General features: G+C 63.4%; 19 protein-coding genes and 1 pseudogene. 13 read left to right on the top strand and 7 right to left on the bottom strand.

Annotated features, from left to right (window positions below):
- Nucleotides 1–288 precede the first annotated feature (288 nt).
- The 3 genes and pseudogenes from BUB62_RS12110 to BUB62_RS12100 form a co-directional block, all read left to right on the top strand.
- Nucleotides 289–696: a type II toxin-antitoxin system VapC family toxin gene (locus tag BUB62_RS12110; protein ID WP_073110432.1), complete on the top strand. Its 408-nt coding sequence runs from the start codon at nucleotides 289–291 to the stop codon at nucleotides 694–696.
- A gap of 162 nt (nucleotides 697–858) precedes the next feature.
- Nucleotides 859–1,794: a HEPN domain-containing protein gene (locus BUB62_RS19035; RefSeq protein ID WP_073110431.1), complete on the top strand. Its 936-nt coding sequence runs from the start codon at nucleotides 859–861 to the stop codon at nucleotides 1,792–1,794.
- A gap of 165 nt (nucleotides 1,795–1,959) precedes the next feature.
- Nucleotides 1,960–2,700 (top strand): annotated as a pseudogene (locus BUB62_RS12100) (NADPH-dependent F420 reductase); the annotation flags it as partial.
- Nucleotides 2,701–2,909: 209 nt separating this feature from the next.
- Here BUB62_RS12100 and BUB62_RS12095 read toward each other — a convergent pair.
- Both BUB62_RS12095 and BUB62_RS12090 read right to left on the bottom strand, forming a co-directional pair.
- Entirely contained in the window at nucleotides 2,910–3,863 is a 954-nt protein-coding gene (locus BUB62_RS12095; RefSeq protein WP_084539029.1) for an NmrA family NAD(P)-binding protein, read from the bottom strand.
- A gap of 145 nt (nucleotides 3,864–4,008) precedes the next feature.
- The gene (locus BUB62_RS12090) at nucleotides 4,009–4,791 is read right to left on the bottom strand and encodes a bestrophin-like domain (protein ID WP_159437455.1); all 783 of its coding nucleotides are present in this window, start codon (nucleotides 4,789–4,791) and stop codon (nucleotides 4,009–4,011) included.
- Nucleotides 4,792–4,964: 173 nt separating this feature from the next.
- On the opposite strand from BUB62_RS12090, the gene BUB62_RS12085 reads away from it, so the two are divergent.
- The 3 genes from BUB62_RS12085 (at nucleotide 4,965) to BUB62_RS12080 (ending at nucleotide 6,156) form a co-directional block, all read left to right on the top strand.
- A complete protein-coding gene (locus tag BUB62_RS12085; RefSeq protein ID WP_073110427.1) occupies nucleotides 4,965–5,405 on the top strand; it encodes a cupin domain-containing protein in 441 nt (146 codons plus the stop codon).
- A gap of 23 nt (nucleotides 5,406–5,428) precedes the next feature.
- Nucleotides 5,429–5,584, top strand: coding sequence for a glycosyltransferase family 1 protein (locus tag BUB62_RS19030; RefSeq protein ID WP_143164136.1), 156 nt, complete (start codon nucleotides 5,429–5,431; stop codon nucleotides 5,582–5,584).
- A 143-nt stretch (nucleotides 5,585–5,727) separates the two neighbouring features.
- A complete protein-coding gene (locus tag BUB62_RS12080; RefSeq protein WP_073110426.1) occupies nucleotides 5,728–6,156 on the top strand; it encodes a BLUF domain-containing protein in 429 nt (142 codons plus the stop codon).
- 44 nt (nucleotides 6,157–6,200) lie between these two features.
- Here the strand turns inward: BUB62_RS12080 and BUB62_RS12075 are convergent, their stop codons facing one another.
- The 3 genes from BUB62_RS12075 to pncA all read right to left on the bottom strand — a co-directional run bounded on the left by BUB62_RS12075 (nucleotide 6,201) and on the right by pncA (nucleotide 8,133).
- The gene (locus BUB62_RS12075; protein WP_073110467.1) at nucleotides 6,201–6,767 is read right to left on the bottom strand and encodes a GNAT family N-acetyltransferase; all 567 of its coding nucleotides are present in this window, start codon (nucleotides 6,765–6,767) and stop codon (nucleotides 6,201–6,203) included.
- 215 nt (nucleotides 6,768–6,982) lie between these two features.
- Complete coding sequence (locus BUB62_RS12070; RefSeq protein ID WP_073110425.1) at nucleotides 6,983–7,516, bottom strand: 2'-5' RNA ligase family protein; 534 nt, start codon at nucleotides 7,514–7,516, stop codon at nucleotides 6,983–6,985.
- Nucleotides 7,513–8,133, bottom strand: coding sequence for a bifunctional nicotinamidase/pyrazinamidase (gene pncA / locus BUB62_RS12065; RefSeq protein WP_073110424.1), 621 nt, complete (start codon nucleotides 8,131–8,133; stop codon nucleotides 7,513–7,515). The genes BUB62_RS12070 and pncA overlap by 4 nt, the downstream gene beginning before the upstream one ends.
- Before the next feature lie 153 nt (nucleotides 8,134–8,286).
- Between pncA and BUB62_RS12060 the strand changes: the two genes are divergently transcribed.
- From BUB62_RS12060 to BUB62_RS12050, 3 genes are all read left to right on the top strand, one after another.
- Complete coding sequence (locus BUB62_RS12060; protein WP_159437454.1) at nucleotides 8,287–9,489, top strand: hypothetical protein; 1,203 nt, start codon at nucleotides 8,287–8,289, stop codon at nucleotides 9,487–9,489.
- A 638-nt stretch (nucleotides 9,490–10,127) separates the two neighbouring features.
- The gene (hutI, locus tag BUB62_RS12055) at nucleotides 10,128–11,378 is read left to right on the top strand and encodes an imidazolonepropionase (protein ID WP_073110422.1); all 1,251 of its coding nucleotides are present in this window, start codon (nucleotides 10,128–10,130) and stop codon (nucleotides 11,376–11,378) included.
- Nucleotides 11,379–11,574: 196 nt separating this feature from the next.
- Nucleotides 11,575–12,369 (top strand): PhzF family phenazine biosynthesis protein, encoded by a 795-nt coding sequence (locus BUB62_RS12050; protein WP_073110421.1) that lies wholly within the window; start codon nucleotides 11,575–11,577, stop codon nucleotides 12,367–12,369.
- Nucleotides 12,370–12,451: 82 nt separating this feature from the next.
- Here BUB62_RS12050 and BUB62_RS12045 read toward each other — a convergent pair whose 3' ends face one another.
- Both BUB62_RS12045 and ruvC read right to left on the bottom strand, forming a co-directional pair.
- Nucleotides 12,452–12,667, bottom strand: a complete 216-nt coding sequence (locus BUB62_RS12045) for a KTSC domain-containing protein (RefSeq protein WP_073110419.1) — start codon at nucleotides 12,665–12,667, stop codon at nucleotides 12,452–12,454.
- 33 nt (nucleotides 12,668–12,700) lie between these two features.
- On the bottom strand, nucleotides 12,701–13,327 hold the full coding sequence (gene ruvC / locus BUB62_RS12040; protein WP_073110418.1) for a crossover junction endodeoxyribonuclease RuvC: 627 nt from the start codon (nucleotides 13,325–13,327) through the stop codon (nucleotides 12,701–12,703).
- A 93-nt stretch (nucleotides 13,328–13,420) separates the two neighbouring features.
- Between ruvC and BUB62_RS12035 the strand changes: the two genes are divergently transcribed.
- The 4 genes from BUB62_RS12035 (at nucleotide 13,421) to BUB62_RS12020 (ending at nucleotide 18,776) form a co-directional block, all read left to right on the top strand.
- Nucleotides 13,421–14,458: a lysylphosphatidylglycerol synthase transmembrane domain-containing protein gene (locus BUB62_RS12035; RefSeq protein WP_073110416.1), complete on the top strand. Its 1,038-nt coding sequence runs from the start codon at nucleotides 13,421–13,423 to the stop codon at nucleotides 14,456–14,458.
- Between the two features lie 167 nt (nucleotides 14,459–14,625).
- Nucleotides 14,626–15,630, top strand: a complete 1,005-nt coding sequence (locus BUB62_RS12030) for a glycosyltransferase (protein ID WP_159437453.1) — start codon at nucleotides 14,626–14,628, stop codon at nucleotides 15,628–15,630.
- Nucleotides 15,631–15,896: 266 nt separating this feature from the next.
- On the top strand, nucleotides 15,897–16,241 hold the full coding sequence (locus BUB62_RS12025) for a hypothetical protein (RefSeq protein ID WP_159437452.1): 345 nt from the start codon (nucleotides 15,897–15,899) through the stop codon (nucleotides 16,239–16,241).
- 105 nt (nucleotides 16,242–16,346) lie between these two features.
- Nucleotides 16,347–18,776: a TonB-dependent receptor gene (locus BUB62_RS12020; protein WP_084539027.1), complete on the top strand. Its 2,430-nt coding sequence runs from the start codon at nucleotides 16,347–16,349 to the stop codon at nucleotides 18,774–18,776.
- The last annotated feature ends 8 nt before the right edge of the window (nucleotides 18,777–18,784 follow it).

Raw genomic sequence — 18,784 nt, 5'->3', positions numbered from 1 at the left:
TCCGCCCGCCGCCGCTGTTGCTTTCGTATCTTCCGGAAATCAACAGGTCCGACGTATGACACTAGTATTGGTAGAAGTAGCGAATGAGGCTGCTGTGCAAACACTGCGCTTGCAGCAGGGGGTACGGGTGGTAGGCATAATAGCCGACCCGGCCGCAGGCGCTTATGAGGCGGTAAAACATCTGCCTCTGGCACAAGCAGCCCAATCTACGCCGCGCAAATGGGCCGGGGCCTTGGCCAGCGCTGATGCCGATAGTCTGCGTGCCCACGCTGAACAAGTAAGAAACGAATGGGAGCGAGATACGCAGTAGATACCAATGTCGGAATTGACTTTCTGGCTGGAGCACTGCCCGCTGACAGCACAGGCTGGCTTGAAAGCCAATTAAACGCTAACCGGCTGGTCCTGTCCGTAGTGGTGCGTATGGAACTACTCTCCTGGCGCGGCACTCCTGCCGCTATGCAATTGCTGGAGGATTTTATTGCCGCAAACGAACAGCTGCCAATAGACGAGCCCGCCATTCAGCAAACTATCCTGCTACGCCAGCAGCACCGCATCAAGCTGCCCGATGCCATCATTGCCGCCACCGCCTTAGCCCACGGCCTGCCGCTGCTCACCCGCAACACCAGCGACTTCAGCGCCGTGCCGGGGCTGCAAGTGCTGAATCCGTATGATGCGGGGCAACTACAGCTGTTGTGAGGCAGTAGGATAGCTGAACTTCAATCACAATCTGCTTGGCTTCGCCACCGACCTCAGTATGGGCATCTTCCGCCACGCCGACGCGGTTGCTCTAATGGTACTCAAGCCAGAAATGCACATCAAAAGGGAAAAATAAATTAATAAACCTGACTAATTAGTTGTATGATCAGCGACGATGAGCTGAAGAAACTGGAACGACTTGCTTCTTACTTTGAGAACCGTAAGAAAGAGGCTACTGAGAGATTAAAAGAAGAAAAGGGTAAGTATTGGTATTTTGCAATAATAGGTTTTGTGTCGGATGACAGTGTGCTGGAGATAGAACCGCTAGCAAGGATTCAGAAGGTTGAGAATCCGGCTGGTGAAATAGAGCTAGCTTGTGCGCTTAAAAACAAAAACTTGTTTAGTTCAATAGGTAGATACTCGCAAAAAGTGACTTATGAACTTGCTATTAGTAAAGAATTTGCTAAAGACGATCAAGGCGCATTTAATATTGCTTGGTGGATTGTATCTGCTTTGAGAATTAGGAATCTTGTTGAAGTGTTGATTCCCGTTGTGACCGACTATTCTTGGTCTGTTATTGCAGCTTTACCTGATAGTTCTTGTTATGCAAGGTTATTAGAAGATATACCTCAGGCGAAGTTTTATACAGTAAGAAAGCCTGTTAATCAAGATGATTTAAATTGGGTAGGAAAATACTTGGTTAGCTTTGTTAAGTTACTAGAATTTCCAAAATTTCGCTTGTCAGTAGAGTCTATCACAACTCATCATTTCGCTTCGAGTGATAGAATGGCAGTAGCCACATTATGGGCGGGCATCGAAGCTTTGTTCGACATTCAAAGCGAGTTGCGGTTTAGAATTGCAGTATCAATTGCTAGTATTTTAGAGCAGAGAGGAATAGGACGAAAGAATTTGTATAAAACAGTTAAGAAGATGTATGATATACGTTCTAAAGCTGTGCACGGTAGTCCACTAGGCAAGATTAGAATAGAAGACCATATAATAGATACGAAAGTGCTTCTGTCAAATCTGTTATGCTGCTTTATCGAACATGGTGACTTGATGAATGAAGAGCAAATTGATGATCTAATTTTTGGTTGACGCTAAAACGCTGAAAGAATTTGGCTTCGCAGAACAACGCCGCCCCAGCCCCGCTCCGGCGGCGTTGTTTGTTCTAAACACCTCACCCAAAAAAGCAAAACCCCCGCCTCCGCTGTTTAACTCTCTACGGTAGCACCCAGCCGCCGCGCCAACCTCCTAAACCTTCGCACTATGAACATCGGAATCATCGGGGCCGGCCACATCGGCAGCGCCCTCGCCGTGCGGCTCGTCAGCCTCGGCCATAACGTGTACATCGCCAACTCCCGTGGCCCGGAAACCCTAAAGGACGTGGCCCGGAAAACCGGTGCTACGCCCGTTACGGCCCCGGAAGCGGCCCGCCACGGCGACATCATCGTGGTGACCATTCCGCTGAAAAACATTCCCGACCTGCCCAAAGACCTGTTCCAGGGCGTGGCCGCCGACGTGCCCGTCATCGACACGAGCAACTACTACCCGCTGCTGCGTGATGGCCGGATGCCGGAGCTGGAAACCGGCGAGCTGACCGAGAGCGAGTGGGTGCAGCAGCATCTGGGCCGCCCGGTGGTGAAGGTGTTCAACAACATCTACGCCCACCACCTCGAACAGAAGGGCCAGCCCGCCGGCACACCCGGCCGCATTGCCCTGCCCGTAGCCGGCGACGAGGCCGCCGCCAAGCAGAAAGTAATGGCCCTGGTCGAGGAGCTAGGCTTCGACGCCGTGGACGACGGCACGCTGCATGAGTCGTGGCGGCAGCAGCCCGGCACGCCTTCCTACGGCGCCGATATGCCCGCCGACAAGCTGCACGAGCACCTGGCCAGCCTGGGCCCCCGGCGCACGGCGGCGCAGCACGCCGAGTATCTGGCCAACCACGCCCGGCAGGAACAGGAAATGATGAAGCAGTTCCAGCAGTCGTCGTCGGCAGAGTAGCCAGCGGCCGTAATCCAGGAAAAGAATAACACAAAAAGCGCCGTCCCGGAAAACCGGGGCGGCGCTTTTCATTCCGGCGGAGAGCCGTCTGGCTCCCCTCTCCCCAAGGCTTCGCGCCTAAAGCGAACCGGGGCCGGGGGTGAGGTACCCCGAGGCCGCGCCAATTACCCCAACCGGAGAACGGCTATAGGTGGGCTAAAGTAGAAGCCCTACCGCCGTCCGGCCAGCAGCTCCCGCACCGTTTTCCACCGGATTTCCGGGTAGCGGCCATTGTCCAGCGGCTCGGCGAGCTTGGCCTGGCCGCTGAGCATGTTGTGCAGGTACTGCATGCCCTGCCAGGGCGGAAATACCTCGTCTTTGGCTGGCATCAGGGTTTTGGTCACCTTAATCATGCCCGCCAGCAGGCCCAGGCTGCCGGCCCGAAACAGCTTGTAGGGCTGGCCGGTGGCGGCCGTAGCGGCGGCCTGCAGCCCCCGGATGCTGGCCACGTCGCCGGCCACGCGCAGGTAGCGGGGCGTGGTGGCATCGAGGGCGGCCGCGGCCGTATACTCGGCCGTATTTTGCATGGTGGTGAAGTCCAGCGGCTGGTCGGGGCTGCCCCAGTACAGCACCCGCTTCGGCCCCGCCAGAATCACCGGGGCCTGACCCGTGAGCAAGTCCATGAACATGCCGTTGAGGATGGACGTGGCCCGAATAGGGGCCTTATCGAGTCGGCGCTGAAACTCCCGCCGAAAGTCGAAGTTGCGGTTGGAGCCCTCGGGCAGGTGGGTGAAGTCGGCCGAAAAGTCGGAGGGGATGAAGCGGGGCACGCCGGCCGCCACGGCCGCTTCCAGCAGCCGCGTCTGGGTGTCCACTATCACCTCGCGCAACCCCGAAAGCGCCGATACCACGCAGGTGCCACCCTGGCAGGCTTTGGTAAGCTCCGCCACGCTGCCGAAATCAACTTCCACCACCGAAACGCCCTGAAGCCGCAGGGAAGTGGCCTCGGCTTTGGTGCTGGCTCCGGGGCGCACCAGCGCCCGCACGGTGGCCCCGCGCTGCCGCAGGTAGTGCGCAATGAGAAGGCCCAGGGCACCCGTGGCCCCGGCCAATACGATAGTCGTGGGCGCTGCTTCGGGGCGGGCTGCGTGGTCGGTGGGTTGGGTTGGCGCAATCGGGTTCATAGGGCCTTGGTTGAGGAATGGGTGGTCTGGCGGCTGGCGCGGGCTGCTTCCTGCGGGGGTGCCCGCCGGCCAGTGGTCAGGAGGCCGTAATACCGTTCTGCTTCGGGGAAAGTTATTGCCGATGGGAAAAAAGCAGCCGGCGGGCTTACTCAAGAGCCGGCCGGCCGGCGCTTTTTTGCATCAGCGTGAGCACATCGGCCAGGGGCTGCTGGCTGATCAGAAAGCCCCGCTGCCCGAGGGTGTCCATGGCGGCAATCATGGTGATGACCAGGGCAAACGCCGCCGCCAGCACCGGCATCCCCACCAAGCGGCGGGCGCTGAACATGCCGGTCTGGTAGCCCAGGCTGAGCATGCTCATGGCGGAAAGCAGGTTCAATACCACCCAGATACTGCCCGGAATGCGGTAGTTCAGCGACACCATTTTGCGGGCGGCGTGCACGTTCAGCACCTCACTCAGGGAGCCAATGAAAAGCGTGCGGATTTCCGGATCCATATTTTCCTGGGCCAGCGAAGCAGCCTGCTGCCACAGCTGCCGCTGAATCTCCTCCGTGCGGGGCAGGCGGGCGGTGGCCTGGGCAATGGAGGTAATGTTCAGGCGCAGAGCCACGTATTCGGGCAGCAGCTGCCGCGTCACCTGGGCCTGCTTTTCCGGGAGCAGGCTGGCATATAGGTAGCAGGTGCGAATCCGATTCGCGTCCTCAATTACCAGCTGGCGGCGGGCATCGAAGCGGGAAGTCGTCATGGCAAACGTGAAGGCGAGCAGGAAAGCCAGCAGCCCCAGAATAGCCCCCACCAGCGCCTGTACGGGCGGCTCGGGCTCCCGCAGGTGCCGCCGGATCAGCAGCCGGCCCACCTGAAACCCCACCTCATTGGCCGCCAGCGCCACCACTACCACCAGCACAAACAGCGCCCAGGAGGGCAATGACATGATGAAAAGCCCAACGTCCATAGGGCTGCATACGCGCTTGTACACATTCAGGATGAGGGGTTTATAGGCTTAGCAAGCCTTTTGCGGCGGCTGCCAGCGCCGGGCCGGGCCAGAGCTGGCAGCCGGGCCGACAATTTATTATCTTCCCTCATCCACAAATCCCCATCCCGATTATGGAAGCAGCTCCTAAAATTCTGAAAGCCGGCGAAGGCCTCCGGCTCAACGTCATCGGCGACCTGCAATGCGTGAAGCTCAGCAGCCAGGACACCAACGGCCAGTTTACGCTCATCGAGCAGCTGGATGCGCCCGGTGTGGGGGTGCCCAAGCATGTACATACCCACGAAGACGAGGTGTTTCAGGTGCTGGAAGGCACGGTGGAATATCAGCTGGAAGATGCGGTGCACGTACTGCGGGCGGGCGACGTAGCCTACATGCCCAGGGGCACGGCGCACAGCTTCAAAATAGTGGGCGATACGCCGGCGCGGGTGCTGCTCTCCATCTTCCCGGCCGGGCTGGAAAAAATGTTTGAGGAATTGGACCGCCTGCCGGCCGGTCCGCCCGATTTTGCGGTTGTCACGGCCATCTGCACGCGCTACGGAATCCGGTTTGTGTAGCGCTCAACGACCTCAACGGCTACGTGTGTGCCACGCCCGCCGACTGGGAGGCCGCCCTGCGCCGCCTGCTGGCCGACAACGTGCTGCGCACCCGCCTGGGCACCGCCGCCCGCCACACCGTGCAGGCCCGCTATTCCGTCGTATCGAACTGGCCCAACTTCCGCGCCCTGTTCTCCTGATGCCCGGTATATAGCTGTCGGATAGCCTGTTGAGCTTGCTTTTGGCGCGCTGAGTGGCTACTTTCATCTGCAGCCGGCCCGTGTGTGGAGAGCCAGCACTATCTGCCCGGAGGCTGCGCGTGCTGCACTAGTTCCGTCAGGTCATGCATCATATCGTCTACCAGAGTTCGGCGGTGGGAGAGCCGACGGCCGCGAGCCTCCGGCTGCTGCTTCAGCACTCGCGCATCAAGAATGGCCGCCTCAACGTAACGGGGCTGCTGCTGTATGGCAAGGGGGAATTTTTGCAGGTGCTGGAGGGCGAAACCGACGTGGTGCGGGCGCTATACGAAACCATAAAGCTCGATCATCGGCACAAGGATGTGGCTACTCTGTCGGATGGGATTATTCCGGTGCGGGTATTCAAAGACTGGACCATGGGCTTTCAGCAGCTGGCCGATGAAGATTTCGTGCGCCTCGTGGGCTACATCGACCCTTATCGACCCACCTTTCTGGCTCCGCACCCCGCCGATACCGATGAGAGCATGCTGTGGCTGCTCCGCTCCTTTGTGGCAAACCAAAGCTCCTGGGTTTAGAGCGGATATGGGCTGGGGCCGCGTGCCCGGCCGGGGGCGAAACGCTACTGCGCGGCCACGGCTTCCACGGCCACTTTGGGATGCAGGGCCCGCCACTCGGCCGCCAGCATGCTCATTTCCACCAAGCTCCAGTATTCGCCCTGGTGCCGGAGCACGTCGCGCGAGGTGCCCTCAATGGTGAGGCCGCTTTTCTGGTAGCACCGGATGGCGGCCTGGTTGAAGGAATACACGCCCAGCTCGATGCGGTGCAGATTCAGCTGCTCAAAGCCGATTTTGAGCACCTGCGTCACCATGGCCTGCCCAATGCCCCGGCCCCGCGTGTGCGTATCGCCCACCAGCACCCGGCTGATGCGGGCCGAGCTGTTTTTGCGACTCAGCCCGCCCAGCGAGATATGGCCCACCACGTCGCCGGTGCGCGTATCCACGGCTTTGTAGATAAAGGCATCGGAGGTGAGCAGGTCGTTGGTGTCCTCTACGTACCAGGCCAGGCTGCCGGGCGTGAGCGGAAAGCTGAACATGGCCCCCGCCCAGTTCATGAGCAGATGCTCGTCCTTCACCCAGGTAATAAGTTGTTGAAAATCGGCCGGGGTGAAGTACTCGAGTCGGATCATGGAGCGGTGCAGGAACAAAGAGAAGATAAGCAGAACCCGCCCGGCGCATTTGCCACGGATTCCGACTAGCAAAGATACTACATAGTAGCCAGGGAAATGGTAAAATAGTGAGATGGTGAAATAGTGAGATGGTGAAATAGTGAGATGGTGAGTTTGATGTTCGACTTGCGCAGTTGGCGCACCCAGAACATCAAACTCACTATCTCACCATTTCACTATCTCACTATTTCACTAAATGCGAAAGCATCGAGCCACTCCCAGGGGCCGCCGCGGTAGGCCCAGAGCTGCAGGCCGGTGCCCAGGGCCTGAAAGGGCGTAAAATCGGCCGCTAGCTGCGCGTGCAGGGCGCGGGCCACGGCGGGCGCCACCTTGTTTTGCACCGTAACATGGGGGCGGCGCTTCTGCTGATCCTGGGGGGTGAGGTGGGGCCGCCAGAGCGCCTGCAACTCGCGGTGTAGTGCCTCCAGCGCGGCACTCTCGACGCGGTAGGCCACGCCCTGCCCCAAAAACTGCAGCCCACTCACCTCCAGCGGGAGCGGCGCCAGCTGCCGGCACCGCTCCCGCAGCTGCGCCGAAATGGTGGCCAGCTCCGCACCGGGCAAGTGGTGAAACAGCGTGAGGTGGGCCGCCAGATAGTTGCGCTCCGGCGGAAAATGCGCCTGCCGCAGCGCATTGAAAAACGCGGCCGACTCCTCATCGAGGGCCAGCGTGAGGATGAGCGGCGGGGTGGGGTCGGAGGGAGGCATCATAGGGCGGCGTCCAGAATTTCGGGGCTTTGCAGCAGGTGGCCGCCCTGGATGCGCAGCGTGGCTTTGGCCTGCGCGAAACCCTCGGCGCTAATGGCGCGGGTGGCATCTTCAATCAGAAACGTGGCAAATCCTTCGCGCAGCGCATCCTGGGCGGTGTAGAACACGCAGTAGTCGGCGGCCAGGCCCGCTACGTACACGTCCGCTACGCCCCGGCCGCGCAGGTAGTGGGCCAGGCCGGTGGCTTTCAGGCGGCCATTGTCATAAAAGCCGCTGTAGCTGTCAATTTCGGGGTCGGTGCCCTTGCGAAAGATGGCCTCGATGCGGCGCTGGTCCAGCGCGGCGGCCAACGCGGCGCCCGGCGTGCCCTGCAGGCAGTGGTCGGGCCAGAGCACCTGGGGCAGGCCGCGCAGCTCGGTGGTATCGAACGGCTGCCGGCCTGGGTGGCTGCTGGCGAAGCTGCGGTGCCCGGCCGGGTGCCAGTCCTGCGTGGCCACCACCAGATCGAAATGCGGCTGCAGCTGGTTGATGATTGGAATTACCGCATTGCCATCGGCCACGGCCAGCCGGCCGCCGGGTAAAAAGTCAGGTTGAACGTCGATAATCAGTAAAGCCTTCATGAGAAGTTTGTGGAGCAGGAAAAATGGTGCTGCGGGATCTGAATCCGACCACAAACACGGTGCGGTGGAAGCCTGAAACCGGCGGTATATTTACAGGAATTTCGTAGCCCTATCGGCCATTTGATGAAGCAACAAAGTAAGTTCGCAAACGTCTTGCGCCCAACCAGGCCGCTGCCGGAACCAGGAGCCCGTTGGCAGCGCGGCGACCGGTGCCGGGCAGGAAAGAGCATTTTGCTGCTGCTGTTGCTGCTGACCGGTTTCGCGGCCCCGGCGCAGTCGCCCGCGCTGCAGACGCTGGAATTCCTGCACGACCTGAAGCTTAGCGCCCCCGCGCCGGCCCCGCTTCCGGCCTCCGGGCCCGGCAGCGTGGTGTACGCCATCGGCAGCGGGGCCGGGGCTGCCGGTCCGGCCCTGCGCGCCGGGCTGCAGCTGGCCGCCGCCCCCGATTCCGTCACCATCCGCGTGACGGCCAGCCACCCCGGCTTGGGCACGGCCATCCAGACCGTAGCCGGCCGCGCCGGCCCGCGCACCCTAGAGCTGCGCTTCCGCCCCACGGCCGCCCCCGCCATCGAGGCCACCGACCTGACGCTGCTCTGGGAGGCCAAAACCGGCTCCGGCCCCTGGCAGCGCTTTGCCAGCAGCCGGCACCGGCTCTATTGGGTGCTGGCCGCGCCCGGTGCGCCCTGGGCCGGCCTGCCCGAACCGGACGGCGGCCACGCCCTCTGGACGGCCATGCTGGAGCTGAGCTGCCAGGCCGCCGCCGGCACCCGCACGCCCGAGCAGGCCGCCAGCGCCGTCACGCGGTTTGTGCATGGCGGCCGGGCGGGCGCGGCGGCGCCCACCAAGTTTCAGTACAACCCCATGCTGCCCGATGCCAACCTGACCCACCTCGACGCGGTGGCCAACCGCTACGTGGTGCGCACCCAGCAGGTGCAGGCGCTGCTGGCCAGCCTGCAAAACCCCGCCATGACCCACCTGCAGCTGAATTGCTACGATGCGGCCGGCTGCGTGCAGCTGCTGGGCAATGCGCTGGGCTGCACCCTAAAGCGGGTAAAGGTGAATTCGGCCTACTACTTAGTCACGCACAAGCTGGTGCCGATGGGCTTCACCAAGCCCGCCAAAGCCGATTTCCGGGTGCACTGCGTGGCCTGGAGCGGTCCGCTCGACGAGCGCGGGCTGGTGTATGATGCCTGTTTCGCCCTGCCCGCCGCTGCCCCCGCGTCGGCCCCCGATACGCCCCTGGCGGCCCTGCTATTCGGCCACAGCCGCCAGCCCGGCTCCTACGCGGCCACAGTGTTCACCAACAAAGAGGATTTTTACCTCACGCCGCTGCCCGCCCTGCTCATCCGGCAGTAGCGGTCCGCGGCAGGTGGGAGGATTATCTGCTGAGAAAAGGTGGGTCGGAGGGAGAAAAAAGGGGGTCGGACCCACTTATTTCTCCCTCCGACCCACCTTTTGGTACTGCGGAAGTAGCTTTTAGTGGGTTGGAGGGAGCTTTTACCGCTTCGGAAGTAGCTTTTAGTATCCTCACGGCACCTTTTAGTGCTTCAGTGGGAGCTTTTAGTGCTGCGGAAGCACCTTTTGGTGCCTCGGCGGGAGCTTTTAGTGACTTGTCAGCACCTTTTAGAGCTTCGGCAGTAGCTTTTAGTGCCTCGCTGGGAGTTTTTAGAGAGTCGGAAGCACTTTCCACTGCCTTTACGAACCAATATTTCGGCATGAAGAACAACAGCCCCAGCGGGGCAGCATATCGGTAGTAACAGCAGGCAGAAACTTCATAAAGCCCCAGCGAGGCGACACGCGGCAACCACGTGTTGCCCCGCTGGGGCTCGAAAAACCGGGGACGGCGGGTTTTGCTACCGATATGTCGCCCCGCTGGGGCTGGCTCACGATTTCGCTAAGCGCGTTTAGACGGACTGGACACTGCTTTCAGGAAAATCTGCGGGCCGACAGCTTTATTTTTCGCAGCTTCGCGCTCCACTTTTTGCTGCCCGTCCGTGCCTTATTCCCTGCTCATTCGCAACTGCGGCCAGCTGCTCACGCTGGCCGGCGGCCCCACCGACCAGCCCCTTCGCGGCGCGGCCCTGGCCGATTGGCACATCCTGGAAAACGCCTTCGTGGCCTGCGAAGGGGATAAAATAGTAGCCCTCGGTCCCATGTCTGCGCTGGATGAAACCCAGGTGACGGCCGCCACCACCGTGCTGAATGCCCAGGGCCGCGTGGTGATGCCGGGCCTGGTGGAGTGCCACACGCACCTGGTGTTTGCCGGCAACCGCGCCCATGAATTTCAGCGCAAGCTGCAGGGCGAATCCTACCTCGATATTCTGGCCTCGGGCGGCGGCATTCTGAGCACCGTGCGGGCCACGCGCGTTGCTCCGGAGGCCGAGCTGCTCGCAAATGCCCTGCGCCACCTCCACGATTTTCGGCGCTACGGCATCACTACCCTCGAAGCCAAAAGTGGCTACGGCCTCGACAAAGAAACCGAGCTGCGGCTGGTGCGCGTGGCCCGCGAGGCCGGCCGCCGCCAGCCCGTGCGCGTGGTGCCCACGTTTCTGGGGGCCCACGTGGTGCCGCCCGAATACAAGGGCCGCCCCGCCGACTACCTCGATTTTCTGGCCGCCGACGTGCTGCCCGCGCTGCAAGGTGAAGCCGAGTTCGTGGATATTTTCTGCGAGGAAGGTGCGTTCAGCGTCGAAGATTCGCGGCGCTACCTGGAAAAAGCGCGGGCCTTGGGCTTCGGATTGAAAATTCATGCCGAGCAGCTGCACGACCTGGGCGGCTGCGCCATGGCCGCCGAGCTGGGGGCCGTCAGCGTGGACCACTGCGACTACCTCAGCGCCGCCGATGCGGCCCGCGTGGCTGCTGCGGGCCGCACCGTGGCCGTGCTGCTGCCGCTGGTGCCGCTGTTTCTGCGCCAGGAGCAGTACGCACCCGGCCGCCAGCTCATCGGGCAGGGCGTGCCCGTGGCCATCAGCACCGATTTCAACCCCGGTTCCTGCCCAAGCAAAAACCTGTGGCTGGCGCTTTCCATGGCCTGCCTCAAAATGGGTTTCACCCCCAAAGAAGCCCTGGCCGCCGTGACGCTGAACGCCGCCTGGGCCCTGGATCTGGCCGCCGAAATCGGGAGTCTGGAAGCAGGCAAGCGCGCCGATATTTTGGTGCTCGACGTGCGCGACTACCAGGAAATTCCGTACTGGCTGGGCGAAAATCCGGTGCAGACGGTGATAATTGGGGGGCAGGTGGTTTGATTAAAAATACCGCCTGCCATCTATACCAGCTGTCATCCTGAGCTTGCGAAGGACCTTATGCCAATTGAACGACCATCGTTGTTACGACTTGGCCTTTCGTAATAAGGTCCTTCGCAAGCTCAGGATGACAGACGTTTTGAATACTCAATCAGCGTCCCACTCACAACTCGAAATCTAAAACCCCACCATTCCCAAAATGCTGCTGCCCCTCTACCAGATCGACGCTTTCACCGACCAGATTTTTGCCGGCAACCCCGCCGCCGTGTGTCCACTCACCGCGTGGCTGCCGGAAGCAACCATGCAGGCCATTGCGGCCGAAAACAACGTGGCCGAAACCGCCTTTTTTGTGCCACGAGGCGGGTCCGAGTATGAAATCCGCTGGTTTACGCCCGCCGCCGAAGTGGACCTCTGCGGCCATGCCACGCTGGCATCGGCCCACGTGCTGTTTCGCCACCTGAACTTCAGCGGCGAAGAACTCACGTTTCACTCCAAAAGCGGCCCTTTGCGCGTGCGCCACGCCGCCGACGGCCGCTTCACGCTCGACTTTCCCTCGCGCCCGCCCCACCACCTCGACGTGCCGCCCACCGGCCTGCCCGACGCGCTGCGCGCCACGCCCCTGGAAGTGCTGGCCTCCCGCGACCTGATGGTGCGCTTCAACTCCGAAGCCGAAGTGCTGGCCCTGCACCCCGACTTCGCTAAGCTGGCTAATCTGGAGTACTTGGGCATCATTGCCACCGCGCCCGGCACCAATGGCATCGACTTCGTGTCGCGCTTTTTCGCGCCCCGCGTGGGTGTGCCCGAAGACCCGGTGACCGGCTCGGCCCACGCCACGCTCATCCCGTACTGGGCGCAGCGCCTGGGCAAAACCGAGCTGCGCGCCCGTCAGATCTCCGCCCGCGGCGGCGACCTCTGGTGCGAGCTGCGCGGCGACCGAGCCCTGATGAGCGGGTATGCGGTGACGTATCTGAAGGGGGAAATTGAGGTGAGATAGTGAGATAGTGAAATGGTGAGTTTGATCTGCGCCAAATGCGCCAAATGCGCAAGCCGAACATCAGACTCACCATTTCACTATTTCACCGCACCTGCTCGCGCTGATACGGCCCGCCGTCGAGCACCTGCGTCACAAACAACGCTTTGCCCGGCACCGCCCGCAGCCCTTGATGCACCGCCTCGCTGACGCCCGAGTAGCGCACCACGCGCCCATTGCGGTATTCAATTTCCAGCGTCTGGGTGTCCGCATCATAGCCGACAGCTTTCAGGGAGGTGGAGCGGATGGGCTGACGTTTCATGGAGGTAGAATGAGAATTGGATAGCGCAATAAGCTATTTGGCTTTGGCTTTGGCCACCTTCTTGCCGGCCACCGGCGCGGCCAGCTTGTCGGGGTTGTCGGCCAGGAACTTGCCCCAGCTTTTGCCGCCGGCTTTCAGGTTGTTGCCCTTCTGGTAATGATGGCACAGGGCCACGGAAAGCGCGTCGGTGGCATCCAGAAACTTGCTGGCTTCCTCGATGGGGGGCAGCGTGAGCGTCTGGCGCAGCATGTGGGCCACCTGCTCCTTGCTGGCATTGCCCGAGCCCGTCACGGACTGCTTGACCTTGGTTGGGGCGTATTCCACGTACGGAATCTGGCGGGAGAGGCAGGCGGCAATGGCCACGCCCTGGGCCCGGCCCAGCTTGAGCATACTCTGCACGTTCACCCCAAAAAACGGCGCCTCGATGGCCAGCTCGTCGGGCAGAAACTCGTCGATCAGCTCCAGCATCCGCTCGAAGATGCGCTTGAGCTTTAGGGCGTGGTTGGTGCCCAGCTTCTTCATGTCAATCACGTCGTAGCGCAGCACGTCCACCCGCTGTCCGCGCACCTCAATCACGGCGTAGCCCATGATGTTGGTGCCCGGATCGACGCCCATGATGACTTTGGGCAGCAGATCGGGGGAAGTGGGGAGGCGGGGCATAAGCGGGGCTGGAACAAGAAGGAGCGGGGCGGCGGCGGCAGTCGGGCCGGAGTCGGTAACTTGCCGCTTCCAACCACCCGCACCGCCGTTATTTTGCCCGAGCCTTCTCTACAAAACTACACCCAAAAGCCGGAACAAACCGCCCGGCGGCGCTGGCTGGTGGTGGCGGGCAAACTGCTCATCACCGGCCTCACGCTGGGCCTGCTCTACCATTCCGTGTTTGCCGATGTGGCCACGGCCGCCGCGTGGCGGCAGCTGCTGGCCTCGGCCCTCACGGGCGCGGGGCAGGGGCCGGTGCTGCTGGCCCTGGCCCTGGTGCCCGTGAACTGGGGCCTGGAAGCCTGGAAATGGTGGCGGCTGGCCCGGCACCTGGAGCCCGTGTCGTTCCGGCGCAGCTTCCGGGCCGTGCTGGTGGGCCTCACCCTGGGCTTCGTCACGCCCAACCGCGTGGGCGACTACGCCGGCCGCATCATCGAGCTGAAAAGCCGCCGGTTGGATGCGCTGGGGGCGGTTTTTCTGGGGCGCTACTGCCAGCTGGTCGTTACCGTAATGGCCGGCACGCTGGGGCTGCTGTACTTTTTGCTGCGGTTTTATCTGCGCGGCTATCCGGCCTCGGGGCTGGGCCTGGTCGTGCTCACGGTGGTTATCAACCTGCTGGTGCTGCTGCCGCTGTACCGCTCGCGCCTGCTGCTGGCGGCCCTCACGCTGGTGCGCCCGCTACGGCGCTTCCGGCCCTATCTGGCCGTGATGCCCACGTATTCGGCGCGAGCTATTCACGCAGTGCTGGCCATTTCGGGGCTGCGCTACGCGGTGTTCTGCGGGCAGTTTGGGCTGCTGCTGCTGGCCTACGGCACGCACGCGCCATTTGGGCCGGGCTTCGCGGCCATTGCGGGCACGTTTCTACTCAAGTCGCTGGTGCCCTCGCTCAATGCCTTGGCCGATGTGGGCGTGCGCGAGCTGTCGGCCACGCATTTATTTGGGTTGCTAAATGAGCCCGCGCTGCCGGTGCTCAGCGCCAGCCTGAGCTTGTGGGTGCTGAACATTGCCCTGCCCAGCGCGGCCGGGCTGCTGTTTGTGCTGCGATTGAAGGTGTTTCGGAAGAAGAAAGAAACGCAGCAGGCCGCCCCATGAGCAGCCCGTTTTCCCTAATTTGGCCTCTGATCGGAGCGGCGCTGCTGCTGCCCGCTCTACTCTACGCGGTGGCCATGCTGCGCTTCCGGCAGGCCTGGCAAGAGCTCCCGCCACTCCCGAATCCTGAAAAACCCGCGCCCGCTGTTTCCGAACCCCCGCGGCTTTCCGTGCTGATTGCCGCCCGCAACGAAGCCGAAAACCTGCCCGCCCTGCTCCAGGATTTGCAGCAGCAGGCCCTGCCGCTCACGCATTTTGAGGTGCTGGTCGTTGATGATCATTCCGCTGATGCCACGGCGGCCGTGGTGCGGCAATGGGCGGCGCAGGTGGCGTATCCGCTGCGCCTGATTTCCCTGACCGAATTGTCCGGCCACCTCACCGGCAAAAAAGTCGCCATCCAGGCCGCTTTAGCCGCCGCCCGCGCCCCCTGGGTGGTGTGCACCGATGCCGACTGCCGCGTGCCGCCCGGCTGGCTGGCGGCCCACGCCGCGCTGGCCACCGAGGCGGCCGTGCAGCTCGTAAGCGGCCCGGTGCTGCTGACGGGCCGGGGCTGGCTGGCCGAATTGCAGGGCGTGGAGCTGGCCGGACTGGTAGGCGTGGGCGCCGCCGGCATCGGCCAGGGCCGGCCTACCATGTGCAACGGGGCCAACCTGGGCTACCGCAAAACGGCCTTCGCGGCTGTGGGCGGCTTCGCGGGCAATGAGCACGTAGCCAGCGGCGACGACGAGTTTCTGCTCCACAAGATTCAGGCGGCGTACCCGGCCGGCATCCGGTTTCTGAGCGAGCCGACGGCCATTGTGCGTACCGCCGCCCAGCCCACGCTGCGCGCCCTGTTGCAGCAGCGGGTGCGCTGGGCCAGCAAGTGGCGGCACTACCAGCAGCCGGCCCCCCGGCGGCTGGCGGTGCTGGTGCTACTGGCTAATTTAGCCTTGTTCTCGGGCCTGCTGCTAAGCTTTTTTCAGCCTCAGCTCCGGCTCTGGACGCTGGCGGCCTGGGCGTTGAAGCTGGGGGCTGATGGCTGGTTTCTGCTGCCGGTGCTGGGGCTGTTTGGCCGGCGGCGGTGGCTGGCGTGGCTGCCGCTGCTGCAGCTGGCGTATGCGCCGTATGCCCTGCTCACGGGCCTGTTGGGGCTGCGCGGCGGCTATGTGTGGAAGGGCCGGGAAGTGGAAAAATAAGGCTTTTATCGGTTAATTCGAAGTCCATTGCTCTGGCTGCCCAGCCGCGCGGCCTGCGGTTCGTTTCGGCCTGAAAGTAGCACCGGCATGCTTCAACTGTCGGCTGTTTTTGTTCCTGGTGCCTGATGTCCGAAGCAAAAATGTGCTGGCCGCATGGGCGGGGCGTGCCGGCTTTTGCGGTTGGCTGCCTATATTTACCGCCTGCCGGCTACCTGGGCTTCAAGTCCGGGCCGGCAGTTCCTTTCTGGCTGCTGCTCATGTTTCGTTTGTCTGCTCTGCGTCTGCCACTCTCGGTGCTGCTGCTCCTGCTCTTCGGGCGGGTGCTGGCTCCGGAGGCATGGCTGCTGGCCCTGCATACCCACGAGCACACCCGCGAAACGCCGACGCAGCTAGCGGCTGCCGCCCGCAAGGGTCAGCCGCTGCTCACGGCCAAGCACAAGCACTGCCACGTTGATCAGCTCTACAACGTGCCCACCCTGCGGGCCGGCGCCGTGGTGGTGCCCGAGCCCAAACGTCAGGCCTCCTTTGTCGCCCTGCTTATTCCCCGCACGCAGGCGCTGCCCGTCGTGGCCGGGTGCGACCGGGCCGGTCGCGGGCCGCCGCGGGCCTAGCCCCTCGTGGCACGGTGGGCTCCCGATAGGCCGCGCTAGTTAGCGCGGGCCCGCGTTACCGGTGCGGCGAAGTGCCACTTCGCCCTGCGGCTTCTTTTTCTTTTCATGCGTGTCTTTTTCTGCTCTTTCCCTTGGGGAAGAGGGAGTTGGCGCGTGGTTTCGTGCGTGGCCCTGCTGCTGCCCGCCCCGGCATATGCCCAGACGGCAGCGGCGGCAGTTGCGGCTGTCCGTCGGGATGCCTCGGCCGCGGCGTGCCAGCTGGCTCTGGCCGGCCGCGTAGCCGACCACGAAACCGGGCAGCTGCTGCCCGGCGCCACCGCCCGCCTGCTCGAAACCACCGCCGTCAGTGCCGCCGACGAGTTCGGCAACTACCACTTCCACGTCTGTCCCGGCCTTTATCACCTCGAAATTAGCTTCGTGGGCTACCGCCCCGAAACTGTGGAGGTGCGCGTGGGCAGCGCCACGGTGCGCAATTTTAGCCTGCACCCCGATGCCGTGCTGTTGCAGGGCGCAACTGTGCGCGGGCAGCGCGTGGCGGCCCCTGCGCCCCAGCCCACGGCCGTGCTGAGCGGCGCAACGCTGCAGGCCACCCGGGGCCAGGCGCTAGGCGAGGCCTTGCTGAAAGTGGGCGGCGTGTCGGCCATCCAGACCGGCCCGAGCGTGTTCAAGCCCATGATTCATGGCCTGCACTCCAACCGGGTGGCCCTGTTTAACAACGGGGTGCGGCAGGAAGGCCAGCAGTGGGGGCAGGAGCACGCCCCGGAAATAGACCCCTTCGTGGCGGCCCGCCTCACGGTGGTGAAGGGCGCGGCCGCCGTGCGCTACGGGGCCGATGCCATCGGCGGGGTGGTGCTGGCCGAGCCGGCCGCCCTGCCCGACTCGGTGGGGCTGAGTGGGGAGGCGCACCTGGTGGGAGCCACCAACAATGGGCTGGGTACCACTTCCGTCACGGTGCAGGGCCGAGGCCGCCGGCTGCCGGGGCTGGCCGGGCGGGCCGTGGGCACCGTGCGCCGCGCCGGTCTGGCCGCCACGCCCGACTACCGGATTGCCAACTCGGCTCTGGCCGAGTACAGCTACGCCGGCACGCTGGGCTACCAGCGGGAACGGTGGGAGGCCGAGGTGTTTTTCAGCCAGTTCAACGCCGAGCTGGGACTGTATCCGTTGCCCGAAAATGCCCGGGCCGCCCAGCAGAACCCGCCCCGCGTGGCGCAGGATTTCACCTACGCCATCGGCCGCGGCTACCAGGATTTGCGCCACTCGCTGCTGAAGCTCAGCGGCCTCTACCGACTTGGCGGGGGAGGCGGGCGGCTGGGGCTCACGGTGGCCCGGCAGTGGGACGAGCGCGGGGAATACGACAAGTTCCGGCCCCGCGACGACGCGGCCGCGGCCCGCAATCTGCCCGAGCTGGACTACCGCAACGAAACCACCACCGCCGAGCTGCGCTGGGAGCCGCGGGCGCGAGGCCACGTCAGTGGCGAAGTGGGCCTGAGCGGCACGTATCAGAACAACACCTACCGGCCCGGCTCCCGCTTCTTTATGCCCTACTACACCAATCAGGCGCTGGGGGCCTACGGCCTAGGACGCTGGCGGCCGGGCACCCGGTGGCTGCTCGAAGCCGGCCTGCGCCTGGACCGACGCCACCTGAACACGCGGCGGCCCACCCGGCCGGTGGGGGTATTTACAGTGGTGGAGGAGGAGTTTGCCTACACCACGCCGGCCGCGTCGCTGGGGGCCGTGTGGGATGCTTCGCCCCATCTGGTGCTGCGGGCCGATGCCAGCGTAAGCCAGCGGGCCCCCGCCGCCAACGAGCGGGCCAGCCAGGGCGTGCACGGCGGTATCTATGAGGAGGGCTACGACATTTCGCGCCCGGCCGGAGCCCCGGCCCTTGGCCCCGAAACGGTCCGGGGCATCAGCCTGAGTGCGACCTGGCACCAGAATCCGCGCTTCAATGGCGAGCTGACCCTCTACCAGACCGGCTTCGGCGGCTACATCTACCAGACGCCTATTTCGGAGGTGTTGAGCGTGCGGGGGCTGTTTCCCTCGTTCCGCTACCAGCAAACCGATGCCCGGTTTCGGGGGGCTGATGTACTGCTGACCTACCACCTGCTGGCTCCGCTCACGCTGGGCATGAAGGCAGCCACGGTGGTGCAGCGCGACCTCACGCGGAATGATTACCTGATTTTGGCCCCCGCCGACCGGGCCGAGCTGTGGGCGCGCTATGAGCAGCCGGCTCCGGCGGCAGCGCGGCGCGTGGCCGGCATCTACGCCCAGTTGGGTGGGCAGGCCGTGGCTCGGCAGACCCGCGTGCCCCGCCCCGAAAACGGGCAGGACTACCAGGCCCCGCCGGCCGGCTACTACCTGCTCAATGCCGAAGCGGGCCTGGTGCTCAGGCCCGCCTCGCACCACCCGCTGAGTGTGGGCCTGAGCGGCACCAACCTGCTTAACCGGCGCTACCGCGACTACCTGAACCGCTACCGCTACTACCTCGACGAACTGGGCCGCAACGTCACGCTGCGGCTCAAGCTCAGCTTTTAAGTTTTCAA

The sequence above is a fragment of the Hymenobacter daecheongensis DSM 21074 genome, assembly GCF_900141805.1.
GTDB classification, from domain to species: domain Bacteria; phylum Bacteroidota; class Bacteroidia; order Cytophagales; family Hymenobacteraceae; genus Hymenobacter; species Hymenobacter daecheongensis.
This window is presented reverse-complemented; position numbering and strand designations above follow the sequence as displayed.